The following is a 15,755-nucleotide window of genomic DNA, read 5'->3' as shown; positions in this document are numbered from 1 at the left end:
AATGAAATTACAAATTCCATTCATCTGTCCTCAGGATTGCAAATCGAGAGGAGCGGCTGTTCGATACCGAATGCCCGGTATCGAACCACAGATAAACAGGATTTATAATCTTGGTACGTTTGAGGAGGTATCTACTGGAATTACAAATTCCGGTAAACTGTCCTCGCGATTACAAATCACGAGGAGCATTGAAATTACAAATTCCGGTAAACTGTCCTCGGGATTTCAAATCCCGAGGAGCTACCTCAACGAATTGATATAGGCTGCAATTTTCAAAGCTTCTTCTCTTGGCACTTGTGGCATTGCGGCCATTGGGGTGGCATAATCAGGCCAGTTTTCAGGTTTTGGATTATAGATCAACTCCACAATCTGCTCGTTGGTATACTTCCTTTTTGCAATGTCAGCATAGGAGGGACCAACCTGTCTTTTATTGGCCTGATGGCAGGCGGTGCAGGTGTTTTTAGCCAACAACGAATTGATTACTTCCATTGATGGAAGCTCTTCGGCTTTTGGTGCTGTCTGTATATTCTGACTTGTTACAGCAACAGGCTTTTTAGATGTCGCTGCTTTCTTTGCTGCTTCTGCTTTGATTCTCTCCTGTTCTACCACTGAATTGAATTGACTTACTTCAGTAAGGGCGAGTTTTTCTCCGGTTGGGATATTATTGAGTGTATAATAGGCAGTAGGGTGAACCAAAGAATGGAATTCTTTTTTCTCCCTGATTCCTTCCAATGAAATCTTATGGATATAATATCTCCTCAGTCCGTCAACTATTATCCTGACTTTCAATCCATCCTCAGAGACTTTGACGCCGGTCACTGAATTGTCTACAATATTTACAGGTGGACTTCCATAAGCGGGGTGATATTTATAGACAAAGCTCTGCACAGCATAAGATGCAAGATCCTTGGCGGAATTGACATCAACAGGCTTGGTGAATTCAATTTCAAATCCATCAGGCATTGATTTTACAGTCCTCATTTCGAATGGAATCTCATTGTTCCAGACCAATCTTTGCAGACCTTCATTTGCTTCACCTGCTGAGCCCCAACCTCTGTTCGTTTCTCCTACAAAAAGTGATTTGTCCGGGGCGAACACCATTCTCAATACGCCGGATTGAAAACCGCTTCTGAAATCTATGGAAGCTCCTTGGTATTCTCCATTTACTTTTTCCAGGAATACTCTCATGATTTTACTTTGACCTTGATCACCGACTAAAACCTGACCTTCAAAAGGGCCCAAATGTCCTTTTGGAATCTCTAAAGGTTCGGAATTTGAAATTCCATGGATACCATGTGGAAGCCAAACAGCGGGTAATTTGATGTTCGGCAATTTCTCTTTTGCCTCATACAGGGTTATAAATTCTTCATCTACTACATTCTCGGGTTTGATATAACGACCATTTGCGTCTTTTACTTTTCTCGGATCCACTACTGCATCAAATTGGGCTGAGGTAAGTTTTAAAGGAGAATTCTCTAAACCTGTCCAAGCCAGTCCCGCTGGATGTCCTGTGAAGTCTCCTTTTTCCAAGTGCCATAGACCTCCCGAACCAATGTAATCTCCTTGATTATCAGTATAAAACAATTCACCCTCAATTATTCCCAAACCTGCCGGAGAACGCATGCCTGTTGCAAAGGGCTCAATGGCACCGTATGGAGTGATTTTGATGACCCAACCTCTATAAGGTACGCGGCTTTCACCTCTCCACCATTCCTGATTTCCAAAAGCCACATTTCCTGAGACATAGAAGCTGCCGTCTTTTCCGACTTTGGGCCCAAAGCTATATTCATGGTAATGTCCCGAAATAGGCCATGAAGCAAATGTTTCGTATAAATCAGCCACACCATCCTGATTTGTGTCTGTCAACTTGGTCAATTCGCCTCTTTGGGCACAATAAAATGAGCCATCCTTGTAAACCAGTCCAAGTATTTCATGCAATCCAGATGCGAATTTCCTGAAATAGGGTCGGGGACTTGTTGGGTTTTCTACAATAAAAACATCTCCTCTTCGTGTCGCTACTCCCAAATGACCATTGGGCATCATGGCCAATCCACCGACTTCAAGCAAGGTTCCTTCAGGTGAACTTACTTTCATGATCTTATAGTAATCCTCCTCCATGGGAGACTCTTGCGCAAATGCTGTCTGAGTTGATATGACAGACAGGCAGATCAAAAATGCAATTGTATATAATATTTTAAGGGTTTTCATCTTTTTTCAGGCAATAGGTTAGAACAAAAGGGAATATTGTAAAGGAAGGCTGATTGACACCATCAAATTTTTTCCATCGGCACCACTTTCAATGGTTGGTTTAGAAGCTGATTTTGGATCCATTTGTATATAGTAACCTTTGTCTACCACCCAATACAATCCGTCTCGAATCATTTTAATTTCCTCACCAGAGGCAATGCTGTAGCGCTTATTGGCAGTGATTCCTTCCGTAGACAGGGTTCTATCCAACCCTTTTCCATCTGCTCTTCCAATTATAAAATCCTTGAAATCTACCCCTATATTTTCGTAATGAAATTCGACTCCTCCATTTTTGAGCTGATATCCTTTTGCCTTGAACTTCTCGCTCATGGCAGTGAATTCTGTATCATGAAGGTTTTTTTCGGGATTGCCAAGAAAGACCACTGCCCCAATAGGCTTGGAAACACCATTTCCTCTATTGTCCCACATGGGAGTAGCATCCAAAAAACCGCCCCGCCAAACTTGCACCAAGTTGCCGGTACTCAGATTAAATGAGTAATGTACTTTTTGGCTGCTGGCGACAGACACAGCATGGGTAATCCTTTTTCCATCAGGCAAATCAATAAAACTCCTGAGGACAGGGACTTCGTTTTGGTCTACCAAAATCGGATCAACAGTAAATACAGGTTTGGTGTCATTTTCAGACAAGGGAACATCCCCTCTTAATCCTGGGCCGGACATAAATAAATCAAAACCATTATCTGACCAATCATTGGTCTTGGAAACGAGTATTTCTATGGGGAATGTGCCTTTTTCCAGTCTTACATCCGCTCTTTGGTAAGGTTCACCCATCTCTGTCAGCTTTTTATTGTTGATCTTCAGAGAACCTGTTCCTGATGATACCAGCATGTGAATGGTATAATCCCCGGATTCTGCCAGGGTAATATTGCCATTATAACGAATTAAGTTTTCACCGGAAGGAGTTTGAACGGGATCCTGTATATTTTTGACCTGGCCTGCTGAAATAGCTTGATGAGCTGCAAAATCCGGCTCTTGGTTAAATACACCTTTGAAGACCTCATATTTCAAATTGGAAAGTAAAGGCTCAGGAGTTTCATATTTGGTCACTTTGATATTTCTAAAAGCTACTGCACCATGATCCCCCTGAATCCGAATTGGACCTTTCGGGATGTCATTTGGTTTCAAGGAACCTCTTGTAGGACCAAATACTTCCAGATTTTCATGGATCATAACACCGTTGAGATGAACGGATAAGAATTTTGCGTTTTCAGTTTTTTCTCCTTTTTCATTGAATTTTGGGGCTTGGAAAGAGACTTTCAGATTTTGCCATATCCCGGGAGCTCGGCTTACATTTTGCCTTGGGGCATAACCCTGATACCCTTTTTGTCCTTCAGGCTTGCTATCATCCCATCTTTCATAGACACCGCCCATATCTCCTGCACGGGCAGTGGTTTTACCCCAACTGTCAAGTATCTGGATTTCATACTGTCCCATCAGGTAAACCCCCGAATTGGATTGTGGGGCAACCATCACCTCAAATTCCAAGTCAATGTCACCGAATTCCTCTAAGGAAATAAGGTCTTCACCATTGTTTTTCTTTGTGGGTTGGTTGACAATAACACCTTCACCTTTGGTGAAATTCAAAAGATTGGGCTTATCAATATCTGCTGATACTTCTCCAGCGTTTTGCCAGGTACCGGAATTTGGGCGGAAATCAGAGAGGGAGCTCAGCTGCGAAGTCTGTTGGGCAAAAAGGGCATTACAGCCAAAAAATACAGAAATTACCAGGCAACAGAAATTTGTTACAACATTCTTGAAATTAGTTTTGGTCATTTTTTCAAAGGATAGGTTTGAAATTGGGAATATATAGTATCCTGTAAAGATGTTTTAAAAGGGGTGCTTTTCCAAATCACAAAGAGACATGTTGATTGGCTATTTAAAAAAGTATATAATCCGCTATATTTTCAATTTTATCCTAAAGACTTCAGGAGTCGCATTAACAGGCAATTGACTTAAACCCAGAATTTGTTTACAATCCTTGTTTTACTTTTAATGAAAAGAAATCCGGTTATCGAATCAATCAAAAATCTAAAATCTACCCTTTTTCCTTCATCCTTCATCCTTCCCAAAATCACTCCTGAGCCTGTATTGCTGTAATCACTACCGTATTGAAAATATCATCTACCGTGCAGCCTCTACTGAGGTCATTGACGGGTTTATTCAATCCCTGCAGCATAGGCCCAATGGCCACAGCTCCTGTTTCTCTCTGTACCGCTTTATAGGTATTGTTTCCGGTATTGAGGTCTGGAAAAACAAGGACTGATGCATTTCCTGCGACTTCTGAATTGGGCATTTTTTGTTTACCTGTTACCGGATCCACAGCGGCATCATATTGAATGGGGCCTTCCACTTTGATATCAGGTCTTTTCTCCTTGACTATTTCAGTGGCCTTTCGGACTTTTTCAACATCCTCACCTGTACCGGATTCCCCGGATGAATAGGAAAGCATGGCTACTCTTGGCTCTATCCCAAACCTGGTGCTGGTGTCAGCGGATGAAATTGCTATTTCGGAAAGTTCTTCAGCAGTGGGATTGATATTGATGGCGCAATCACCGAAGATGGTCACTCTATCTGGTAAACACATAAAGAAAATAGAGGAAACCAATGATATTCCGGGTTTAGTTTTTATAAACTGTAATGCTGGTCTTATGGTATGCGCAGTGGTATGTATGGCCCCTGAAACCATTCCGTCGGCATGGCCTTTAAAGACCATCATGGTACCATAGTAGGCAACATCGGTCATCAAATCTTTAGCAACTTCCAAAGGCATGTTTTTTCCTTTTCTCAATTCGAACAGGGTGTTTACATATTCTTCATAAAAAAAAGAATCCTGAGGATTGATGATCTGACAGTTTTCCTGGTTTAGACATAAACCCATTCTGCTGATATTGGTGCTGATTTCATTGACATCGCCCAGGAGTGTGATATTCACCACTCCCTGTCTGACCAAACGGTCCGCCGCTTTCAATATTCTTTCATCTTTCCCCTCCGGAAGTACAATATGTTTTTTCTTCTTCTTTGCCCAACTGACCAGTTGATATTGAAACATTCTAGGGGTAATGCCTACTGAAGTAAAGGAAGCGATTTTCTCTTCCAAGGCCGCAACATCAATGAATTTCCTGAAAGTACTGATGGCACTGTGGATTTTCTCAGTATTGTCCGGAGTTATTTTTGAATGGATAGTCGCCACTTTGGTAGCAACATAGAATGAAGGATCATTTACCCTTAGGATGGGTACGAGGGTATTCGAACCCTCGATCAGTTTGACTACAGATTCTGCAATTTCAAATCCACCTGTCAATACAATACCGGCAATTTTGGGAAAGTTTTTCGAAATATTGGCCTGAAGTGAGGCCATGACGATATCCGCACGGTCACCAGGTGTGAGGATCAATACATTTTGCTTGATGTGGTTCAAAAAATTTGAAATCTGCATAGCGCCGAAAATAAAATGGTCAACTCTATTGGCAAGTTGATTTTCACCGAACATCACTTCAGCATTCAGGAGTTCTCTGACTTCCTTCATGGATGGACTTTTGAGTTCGGTTATTTTTGGAATTACAGCGAGAATGATATCTTTTTTGAGGTGCTGCTTTAGCGCTTTTTTAATTTCCACTGCCTGCGATTCCTCAACTTTGTTGACCACTACTGCGATAACCTTGACTTTTCTATTCAGGAAATTATTGATAGTAACCACCGCAGCATTTGTTATTTGGGCGACAGTTTTTCCATCACCTGAAAGCACAATTACCACTGGAGTTCCGAGGTTTTTGGCAACGGTCACATTCGCGTCAAATTCAAAGGCTGTTCCTTCTCCCAAAAAGTCACTTCCCTCAATAATGGTAAAATCAAACTCCTGCTCCAGACTTTTATACTTGCTGATAATGGTGTCTATGATTTCTCCCTGTAATCCCGATTCTGCCAAAACATTGGCCTGTTCACGGGTGTAGGCAAAGGATTTTTCATAAGTAATCGGAAGCCTGAAATGTTTGATTAGCGTGTCAATATGAGGATCTGTTTTTTCTTCAGGTTTATGATTGATGATTGGCTTAAAATAACCGATCTTTTGTCCTTTAGCCAATAGCATGTCCACCATACCCATTGCCACGATGGATTTGCCACTAAAAGGTTCGGCAGTCGCTATAAAAATACTTTTGTTGGTTCCCATGTAAATCTTGATTTTAAATTCTGTGCAAAACTAAGCAGGAATACCTGCAGTAAGATTGATTAAGTTTTTGTGCCAGTATGATAATAATCATATTACTCATCCAATGATAGATCTTGTGATACTGATTTTCTTTCGGCTGCTTTATCCAAGCTGACATTGATCTCAAAACATACCAATATAATCAGTGAGGTGATAAATAACCACAACATCACTGCGATCATGGCTCCAATTGAACCATATAATTTATTATAAGTGGCAAAGTTGTTCAGGTAAAAGGTGAAGAGATAAAATCCCAAAGTGATCAGAACCCCTGCAGTCAGTGATCCTGCGGAAAAAAACTTCCATTTATCATGCACTGCAGGAGCAAACCTGAAGATATAAGCCGTAGCAAAGAGGAAAACAGAAAGTAAGACCAGGAATCTGAAAAAAGTCAGCATATAGTAGTACAAATTACTCGACACTATTTCCCATTCTGAAATTTTGTACAATACACTACCTCCAAAAATCATAATCACCACCGCACCACAAATTGCCAGTACCAAAACGAAAACAATACTGATTGCAATTACGCGGGTTTTCCAAAAATTCCGGTTCTCCTTGGTTCTATATACTGCATTAAAGGCATTCATCATGGATACCACTCCGTTTGTTGCCAGAAAAAGAGCAAGGAAAAAACCGATGGACAATAAACTCTGCCTTGGTTTACTTACGATATCCATGATTGTTGTCTCAGCTTCCTGATAAATGGTTTCGGGTATGATTTCGGCCACAAAAAGTAAAATATTCTGTGTGGTGACATTTTTAAAAAAAATACCTATGTAAGGAATCATGTTCAATAGAAAGAGCAATAATGGAAACATGGCCACGGTAAAACTGAAAGCCATAGCACCTGCCCTTTCAGTAATTTCATCCTTTCTCATTTGTTCCATAAAAATCTTACCTACATCATAGAGATTCTGATCTGGATTTCCAAAGTGGAATTTCCTCAAAACTTTTGCTTTACGGGTAAACTTAATGGAAAATAAACGAAGCCTTTTTTTCACTTAAAAGTGGATTATTGAAAATATGGTCGCAATAAATCTAATAAATATTGAGGAGGTCTGCAGGGCCTGTGGTTGTCTTTTTTCAAAAAGGTTAAAGTAGTCCATCCTTTGGTGAGCAAATCACCTTTTTCATTAACAACCTCATATTCAAATTTTATCCGTATTCCAGGTAATTCAGGAATCAGAGTCTTGATAGTCAACAATTCATCGTATTTTCCCGGTTTGATAAATTGAGTATGTAGTTCAAGTACGGGCATGATTACCCCGTCATCCTCCATTTGTTTATACGAAAAGCCAGCTGACCTTAAGGCTTCCACCCGAGCTACTTCAAAATACATGGCATAATTGCCATAATACACATAGGCCATTTGGTCTGTCTCGGCATATCTTACGCGTATTTGTGTTTCAGCTTGGAACATGTCAATATATTTTGGCTTTGTTCAATGCAGCTTGGTATTTTCTGGCATTGATCATATGTTGGTTGAGATTGGTGGCAAAAGCATGATAACCCGAAAAATCATCCTTGGCACAAAAGTAAAGATAGCGGTGATCTTCAAAATTCAGAACGGCTTCCAACGCGGATATCTCCGGAAGATTGATGGGGCCGGGAGGAAGTCCTGCATACTTATATGTATTGTAAGGACTTTCAATTTCTTTATGGATATTCAGCACCCTTTTAATACTGAAATCACCTGCTGCAAAAACCAGCGTGGGATCTGCCTGCAAGGGCATTTTGATACGTAGTCGGTTCATGTAGACTCCGGCAACTTTGGGTTGCTCGTCAGCCTTTACTGTTTCGGCCTGTACAATGGAGGCCAAAGTAGAGACTTCGTGTGGGCTCAAACCTATTAGCCTGGCTTTTTCCTTCCTGGCTTCTGTCCAGAAATTTCCGTATTCCTTGTACATTCTGTCAAAAAGATTTTCCGCACTGATATTCCACCACACCTCATAAGTGTTGGGGATAAACATCGCCATGATTGTCTCCTCCTCAAATCCAAATTTCCTAATATTGATGGAATCCATAAGCAAATCCAAAAACGGATCGGGAGATATTTCAAGGTTTCGGGTTATTTTTTCCGCCAAATCCTCCTTGGTCCTGACATTATTGAACGTAATCCGAACAGGTGTCTGATTGCCTGAACGGAGAAGTCTTACCAAATTAAGGTTGTTTGTTTTTGGAGGGATGGTATATAAACCGGATTTTACCGATTCTTGGTAATTCAATGCTTTGGAAACAAAGCTGAAGGATATCAGGTCGTTGATCACGCCCTTTCCATAAAGGCTATCCACCACCATTTGAAAAGTGGCATTACTCGGGATTTTCAATATATAGGGTTCTTCTTTATCTATCAGTGCATTTGGACTGTAAAATGCCTGATAAAAATAAAAAGAAAGGGTACTTAATAGCACTGAAAAGGTGATAATGAAAATAAGATATATTTTTGTTTTCTTGTCTTCGAGCATATTTTTGAAAAGGAATAAAAGAATAACGCCAAAAATAGAGATTTTTGTTCAAGAGGCTAACATCAGCCAGCATCAATGACAAAACTAATCAGAGTATCCTGCGCAATTATTTTGGATTCAGGCAAAGTCCTATGTGCTCAAAGGAGTGAAAATATGGATTTGCCTTTGAAATGGGAGTTGCCCGGTGGCAAAATCGAAGAAAACGAGTCTGCAGCTGAGTGCCTGAAAAGAGAAATATTTGAAGAGCTGAATATAGAAATTCAGATCATCAGATCATTTGAAAGCAATATACATCAATACAGTCCTTTAAAGAAAATTGAACTTATTCCCTTTCTTTGTAGCTTTATTAACAGTGGAATAACCTTAAAGGAACATAAAGACTTCTGTTGGAAAGAAATTGTTAAGCTAGCCGAAATGGACTGGGCAGAAGCTGATATACCTATAATCAGGGATTTTGTTCAATGGTATTCTCTAAACAGAACCCAAACCCACTCCATATAAACCACATTACTAAAATCTCAAACCTGCCCGCCAGAAAACAGGTCTTAAATCTTTAATCTTTAATCTTAATTCTTAATTCTAAAATCTTAAATCTAAATAACACTCTCCCATGTCAGCGGAACTCATTAAACTATATCCTGAAAATCCTGACCCCAGAAAAATCCAAAAAATAGTGGATGTGCTCAGGGCCGGAGGGATAATTATATATCCGACAGATACAGTCTATGGTATGGGTTGCGATATACATAACCTCAGGGCCATAGAACGTATAGCACTTATCAAGGGGATCAAGGTCAAAAAGCATAATTTCTCCTTCATTTGCTACGATTTGAGTAATATCTCGGAGTATACCCGTGCCTTAAGTACTCCGGTTTTTAAAATAATGAAAAAAACCCTTCCCGGTCCTTACACCTTTATCCTGGAAGCAAACAACAACGTACCCAAAATACTCAATAGCAATAAAAAGACGGTTGGTATCCGTGTTCCTGACCATTCCATTCCCCGATTATTGGTAAGGGAATTAGGTTCTCCGATATTGACTACCTCCATCAAGGATGAAGATGATGTAATTGAATACAGTACAGACCCTGAACTGATTTTTGAAAAATACCGGGATTTGGTGGATATAGTGATTGATGGTGGCTACGGCAATAACGTGGCTTCTACGATCCTTGATTGTACCGGCGATGAAATAGAAATCGTTAGAGAAGGCTTGGGTCCTGTAGATGATATCTTTTAGATTGAGACATTAGACGCAAGACGCAAGACATAAGACGCTAGATGCGAGAACCGAGAAGCGAGATAAGAACTTGTACTGAAGAACCCCTTACTACCTTCTCTTATTCCAAATCTTCAAGCTGCCGGCCAGGAAGTTCTAAAACCTAAAAATTTACAATCACCCCCATTTATCCTTTATCCCTTATCCTTTATCCTTCCAAAAATGCCCATAATTACAGATCTGTTTTATCTCCCTCCAATTGAATATTTTGTGTCTATTCTTGGGCACAAGGAAATTATTGTTGATGGAACGGAGAATTATCAAAAGCAAACATACAGGAATAGGGCACGGATTTTATTGACTAATAAAGTAGAGATACTTTCCATTCCGGTTTTTGGGGGGAGCAAAGAGAGGGCCTACAAAGAAATAAAAATAGATTATGGTCAAAAATGGAAGAATGTTCATTTAAGGGGTATTCAGAGTGCTTATGGAAAAGCACCCTTTTTTGAGTTTTTTTTTCCATACTTGGAAGAAATCTATAATAAAAACCTGACTTTTTTGTTTGACCATAACTTTGAGTTACTGACAGTTTGTCTGAAACTCTTACAGTTGGATACCAAAGTGTCTATTGGATTTGGTCAAGGTAATATTTCAGATTATGTAGATAAAAGAGGTACAATCAATACAAAAGAGGAATTTACTGCGAGAAGCATCATGACAGGATATGAATACAGTCAAATGTTTGGCGTAAACTTTGTACCCAACCTTAGCGTTCTGGATTTGTTGTTTTGTCAAGGAACTGAGTCCAAAGAGATTCTGGTCCGATCAAAAAAAAATGATTGAACAATCCGCAAATAGATTGTGTTTTTAAAACAAATTCGGTAACATTATTACGGAATTAGAATAAATTTAGAAAGGAAATACATGGAAGCAAAATTTTCAAACAGAGTCAAAGAGGTGATCTCCCTGAGCAGAGAAGAAGCGCTGCGTTTGGGACACGATTACATTGGTACGGAACACCTCTTGTTGGGCATGATAAGAGAAGGAGAAGGAGTGGCTGTTTCCATATTGAAAAAATTAGGAGTCCCCTTGGATGAGCTCCGCAATTCAATAGAGCGTGCCGTCAAAGGGACAGCAACCCACAATGTAAAAAATCTTGCTAACATCCCCTTGACCAGGCAATCTGAAAAGGTTTTGAAAATCACCTATTTGGAAGCTAAAATTTTTAAAAGTCAATTAATCGGAACTGAACACTTGCTTCTATCCATTTTAAGGGATGAGGACAATATTGCGACTCAGATTTTGAATAAATTTGATACCAACTATGATTCTGTTAAAGAAATGTTGGAGTTTCAGACCGATTCAGGACCAAGGTCAAAAGCTGAGGCTGATGATCCGGATGATGATGGCTCCAAGCTTTTTGGTTCCTCTTCAGGTAGTTCATCCAGTACTTCAAAAAGTACAGGTGAAAAATCAAGAACCCCTGTTTTGGATAATTTTGGCCGTGACCTGACCAAAATGGCTGAAGATGATAAATTGGACCCCATAATTGGAAGGGAAAAGGAAATTGAAAGAGTTGCCCAGATTCTTTCCCGTAGAAAGAAAAACAATCCAATTCTTATAGGTGAACCAGGTGTAGGGAAAACAGCTATTGCAGAGGGTTTGGCATTGAGAATTGTTCAGAAAAAAGTCTCTAGGGTACTTTTTAACAAGCGTGTGGTCACTTTGGACTTGGCTTCCTTGGTCGCCGGTACCAAATATAGAGGACAGTTTGAAGAAAGGATGAAGGCAGTCATGAACGAATTGGAGAAATCTCCAAACGTCATACTCTTTATAGATGAGTTGCATACTATTGTCGGTGCCGGTGGTGCCAGCGGATCTCTAGATGCTTCCAATATGTTCAAACCGGCCTTGGCCAGGGGGGAAATCCAATGTATTGGAGCTACTACACTGGATGAGTACAGACAGTATATCGAAAAAGACGGTGCTTTGGCGCGAAGATTCCAGATGGTCATGGTCGATGCCACCTCTCCCGAAGAAACGATTCAGATCCTGGAAAACATCAAAGACAAGTATGAAGATCACCATAATGTGGTTTACACCAAAGAAGCTATTGAAGCTTGTGTGAAATTATCAGACAGGTATATTTCAGATAGGTTTCTTCCTGATAAAGCCATAGATATTTTGGATGAAGCGGGAGCGAGGGTGCATATCAATAATATTCATGTTCCCGAGGAAATCCTAAAATTAGAGGAAGAGGTTGAGCATATCAAGATTGAGAAAAACAGGGTAGTAAAGAGTCAGAAATACGAAGAGGCTGCTCAGTTGAGAGACAAGGAGAAAAAACTGCTCGAACAACTTGAAAATGCCAAGATCAAGTGGGAAGAAGACAGTAAAACCAAAAGGTATACTGTAGAAGAAGATAATGTGGCTGAAGTGATTGCCATGATGACCGGAATTCCTACAAAAAGAATTGCTCAAAATGAAGGTGTCAAACTTTTGAATATGGGCGAGGAACTTCAGGCTAAAGTCATCGGTCAGGAACAGGCAATTAAAAAACTGACCAAAGCGATCCAAAGAACCCGTGTTGGTCTTAAAGATCCCAAAAAACCCATCGGTTCATTTATTTTCTTGGGACCAACGGGGGTTGGTAAGACTGAGTTGGCAAAAATGCTGGCAACTTATCTGTTCGATAAGGATGATGCTCTTATAAGAATTGATATGTCCGAGTATATGGAGAAATTCAGCGTCTCCCGTCTCGTTGGAGCACCTCCGGGATATGTCGGTTATGAAGAGGGTGGTCAGTTGACTGAGAAAGTCAGAAGAAAACCTTATTCAGTGGTATTATTGGATGAAATTGAAAAGGCGCATCCAGATGTATTCAATATCCTGCTTCAGGTATTGGATGATGGAATATTGACTGATGGATTGGGAAGGAGAGTGGATTTCAGGAACACCATTATTATCATGACTTCCAATATTGGGGTCAGAGATCTGAAGGATTTCGGAGCAGGAATAGGTTTCTCCCCCAAAGCCAAGCAGCAAAGCATGGATGAAGTGATGAAATCCACCATTCAAAGTGCGTTGAAAAAAGCCTTTAGTCCAGAGTTCCTAAACAGGCTGGATGATGTGGTTGTCTTCAATTCTCTGGATAAATCCCATATTCACAAAATCATTGAAATTAGTCTGGGCAAGTTGTTCAGTAGAATAACCGACTTGGGTTATCAAATTGAACTTACTGATAAAGCTAAAGATTTCCTTTCTGAAAAAGGATATGACCAACAATATGGCGCAAGGCCATTGAACAGGGCCATACAGAAGTATCTTGAGGATGCTTTGGCAGAGGAAATCCTTAAAGGTGAACTTTCAGAAGGAGATGTAATTATCGCTGATTATTTGGGAGAAGGTGAAGAACTTACCATCACCGTAAATAAGAAAGAAAAAGCAGAGTAATAATTTGAAACTTAAATTTATAAGACGGCCAATGAAAATTGGCCGTTTTTTTTAAATGTTTTAATTTCGAGAGGTTTTATCAAGAATCGTGATTTTTCATGAAGTTTAATTTTAAATGGATTTTTGGTTTGATGGTTTTTCTAGGCTGCGTAGAAAAACAAGATGAAGCAAAGAATTGGGCAAATCATATTCCTTTTGACAGTAACTTTTCCATCTCGGAAATGGAAAGTTCAACATCTTTTTCATTAAAGGGAGAGGCCAAGGGATTTCCGGAAATCAATCAAGCATCGGGTTTGGCTTACAGCAGAAAAAACCCCGGGTTTCTTTGGACACATCAGGATAAAAATTTTGACAATAGCCTGTTTCTTATAAATGCCTCTAATGGAGAAATTGCAGCTACCTATAAGATTTTAGGAACAGAGAATAGAGATTGGGAGGATATTGAAATTGCACTTGGACCAATATCTGGACTTGATTATCTGTATTTGGGGGATATAGGTGATAATGATCAGATTTATGACAGTTATGTAATTTACAGATTTGAAGAGCCTAAATTTGAAGAAAACCATCAGGGAAAAATCATTGAACTTGAATTGCCTTTTGACAAAATAACCTTCAGATACCCAAACAAAAGTTATGATGTGGAGGCATTGATGGTCGATCCTATAACGAAAGATATCTATTTGGCTACAAAAAGGGAATTGAGATCACAACTTTTTGTATTGCCTTTTCCTCAAAATTTGGAAAAAGAATTGACCGCAATAAAAGCGGGGACATTTTCATTTAGAATTGTGACGGCTGGCACTGTGTCCAGAGAGGGTGATAAAGCAATTATGAAAAATTATAATCAGATATTCTACTGGGAAAGAAAGTCAGGTCAAACGTTTGTTGAAATGTTAGCTGAAAAACCCTTTTTGCTTCCCTATGATCCCAAGGAAGAACAAGGGGAGGCCATTTGTTTTGATCCGGCCGGTGGATATTTTACCCTCAGCGAATTGGCCAATGGTATACGTCCCCAACTTTATCATTACTCCAAAAACTAAGTTGACCGCCAAAACCACTTGTTTGAATATAAAGTTTAATGATTGATCAAAAATTATTGCTTCTACAAGTCCTTCTTTTGAAAGAGAATCATCAGAAAATTTAAAATCTGTTTAACAAACCTTAACAACTCCCTGTTAATTGGGGACTGGATTTTGATCTTGAAAAACCTATGAATACATTGTTCAATTACCTGTTTAAGGCTTACCTTATATTTGTTTCCATTCCATTTTGGGTTTCCCAGAAGATGCCTGAGGCAACAGAACTTTCCTTTATACCAGCCTACACTGATTCGATTTTTACCGCGCCCAAAAAAGCAGGGGATCTCAAAAACAAAGAAATAGATGAAGCCAGTGGTATTGCATTTTCCAGAACTCATCTTGGAATTATATATACCCACAATGACAGTGGGGGAGAGCCATTGGTTTATTTGATTGATACTTTGGGAAAAGATATAGGTAGCATTAGACTAAATGGAGTTAGGAACAGGGATTGGGAAGATATAGCAGTAGGTCCTGGCCCAGATCCAAAGTTAAATTATATCTATGTTGGTGAAATTGGGGATAACAATGCGGAATACAAGAGTGTAAGAATTTTTAGGTTTCCCGAACCCAAATCGTTAAAAGAGGAAATGGAAGCGGAACCTGAGGTACTCAAACTCAGCTATCCGGATGGGCCAAGGGATGCCGAGACTTTGATGGTAGATCCCATATCGAAGGATATTTTTATAGTTTCTAAAAGAGACTCGGTCAATATTTTGTACAGGGCACCGCAATCAGCTTTTTCAAAAAAAGATTTTGAACTTGAAAAAGTAATGGAGCTTCCATTTACCATGTCAGTTGCAGGGGATATATCTGTAGATGGAAAACAGATTCTGATTAAAAACTATTTTACAGTTTTTTATTGGGAAAGAAAGGAAGGGGAATCCATACCTGAGGCATTAAAAAGAAATCCCATCATTTTACCTTATAAGCCTGAACCTCAGGGAGAGGCCATTGCCTTTCATTCAAATGGTGAAAGTTATTTTACTTTGAGTGAAACGAGGTTTAAAATTAAACCTGTTCTGTACCGCTATAATAAAAAATAGTTAATTTTGGAT

At 39.6% G+C, this 15,755-nt stretch carries 12 protein-coding genes; 6 read left to right on the top strand and 6 right to left on the bottom strand.

Translation table 11 applies throughout. The annotated features are described in order from the left end of the window. Positions 1–240 precede the first annotated feature (240 nt). The 6 genes from B9A52_RS22945 to mltG form a co-directional block, all read right to left on the bottom strand. Positions 241–2,208: a c-type cytochrome gene (locus B9A52_RS22945; RefSeq protein ID WP_084122920.1), complete on the bottom strand. Its 1,968-nt coding sequence runs from the start codon at positions 2,206–2,208 to the stop codon at positions 241–243. A gap of 18 nt (positions 2,209–2,226) precedes the next feature. Continuing rightward, positions 2,227–4,041, bottom strand: a complete 1,815-nt coding sequence (locus tag B9A52_RS22940) for a 3-keto-disaccharide hydrolase (RefSeq protein ID WP_084122919.1) — start codon at positions 4,039–4,041, stop codon at positions 2,227–2,229. Between the two features lie 298 nt (positions 4,042–4,339). After that, positions 4,340–6,436, bottom strand: a complete 2,097-nt coding sequence (pta, locus tag B9A52_RS22935; protein ID WP_084122918.1) for a phosphate acetyltransferase — start codon at positions 6,434–6,436, stop codon at positions 4,340–4,342. Between the two features lie 92 nt (positions 6,437–6,528). Continuing rightward, positions 6,529–7,479, bottom strand: a complete 951-nt coding sequence (locus tag B9A52_RS22930; protein ID WP_084122917.1) for a YihY/virulence factor BrkB family protein — start codon at positions 7,477–7,479, stop codon at positions 6,529–6,531. Positions 7,480–7,490: 11 nt separating this feature from the next. Further along, complete coding sequence (locus B9A52_RS22925; protein WP_084122916.1) at positions 7,491–7,898, bottom strand: acyl-CoA thioesterase; 408 nt, start codon at positions 7,896–7,898, stop codon at positions 7,491–7,493. Position 7,899: 1 nt separating this feature from the next. Beyond that, positions 7,900–8,943, bottom strand: coding sequence for an endolytic transglycosylase MltG (mltG, locus tag B9A52_RS22920; protein WP_084122915.1), 1,044 nt, complete (start codon positions 8,941–8,943; stop codon positions 7,900–7,902). Between the two features lie 75 nt (positions 8,944–9,018). Here mltG and B9A52_RS22915 point away from each other — a divergent pair, with 75 nt between their 5' ends. The 6 genes from B9A52_RS22915 (at position 9,019) to B9A52_RS22890 (ending at position 15,743) form a co-directional block, all read left to right on the top strand. Beyond that, on the top strand, positions 9,019–9,444 hold the full coding sequence (locus B9A52_RS22915) for a (deoxy)nucleoside triphosphate pyrophosphohydrolase (RefSeq protein ID WP_084122914.1): 426 nt from the start codon (positions 9,019–9,021) through the stop codon (positions 9,442–9,444). A gap of 109 nt (positions 9,445–9,553) precedes the next feature. Further along, the gene (locus B9A52_RS22910; protein ID WP_084122913.1) at positions 9,554–10,183 is read left to right on the top strand and encodes an L-threonylcarbamoyladenylate synthase; all 630 of its coding nucleotides are present in this window, start codon (positions 9,554–9,556) and stop codon (positions 10,181–10,183) included. A gap of 201 nt (positions 10,184–10,384) precedes the next feature. Next, entirely contained in the window at positions 10,385–11,005 is a 621-nt protein-coding gene (locus B9A52_RS22905; RefSeq protein ID WP_084122912.1) for a WbqC family protein, read from the top strand. A gap of 81 nt (positions 11,006–11,086) precedes the next feature. Further along, complete coding sequence (locus B9A52_RS22900; RefSeq protein ID WP_084122911.1) at positions 11,087–13,615, top strand: ATP-dependent Clp protease ATP-binding subunit; 2,529 nt, start codon at positions 11,087–11,089, stop codon at positions 13,613–13,615. 98 nt (positions 13,616–13,713) lie between these two features. After that, positions 13,714–14,658 carry a hypothetical protein gene (locus B9A52_RS22895; RefSeq protein ID WP_084122910.1) on the top strand — a complete coding sequence of 315 codons (945 nt, stop codon included), beginning with the start codon at positions 13,714–13,716 and terminating at the stop codon, positions 14,656–14,658. A 170-nt stretch (positions 14,659–14,828) separates the two neighbouring features. Beyond that, complete coding sequence (locus B9A52_RS22890) at positions 14,829–15,743, top strand: hypothetical protein (protein ID WP_084122909.1); 915 nt, start codon at positions 14,829–14,831, stop codon at positions 15,741–15,743. The last annotated feature ends 12 nt before the right edge of the window (positions 15,744–15,755 follow it).

Source organism: Aquiflexum balticum DSM 16537, from assembly GCF_900176595.1.
GTDB lineage: Bacteria > Bacteroidota > Bacteroidia > Cytophagales > Cyclobacteriaceae > Aquiflexum > Aquiflexum balticum.
This window is presented reverse-complemented; position numbering and strand designations above follow the sequence as displayed.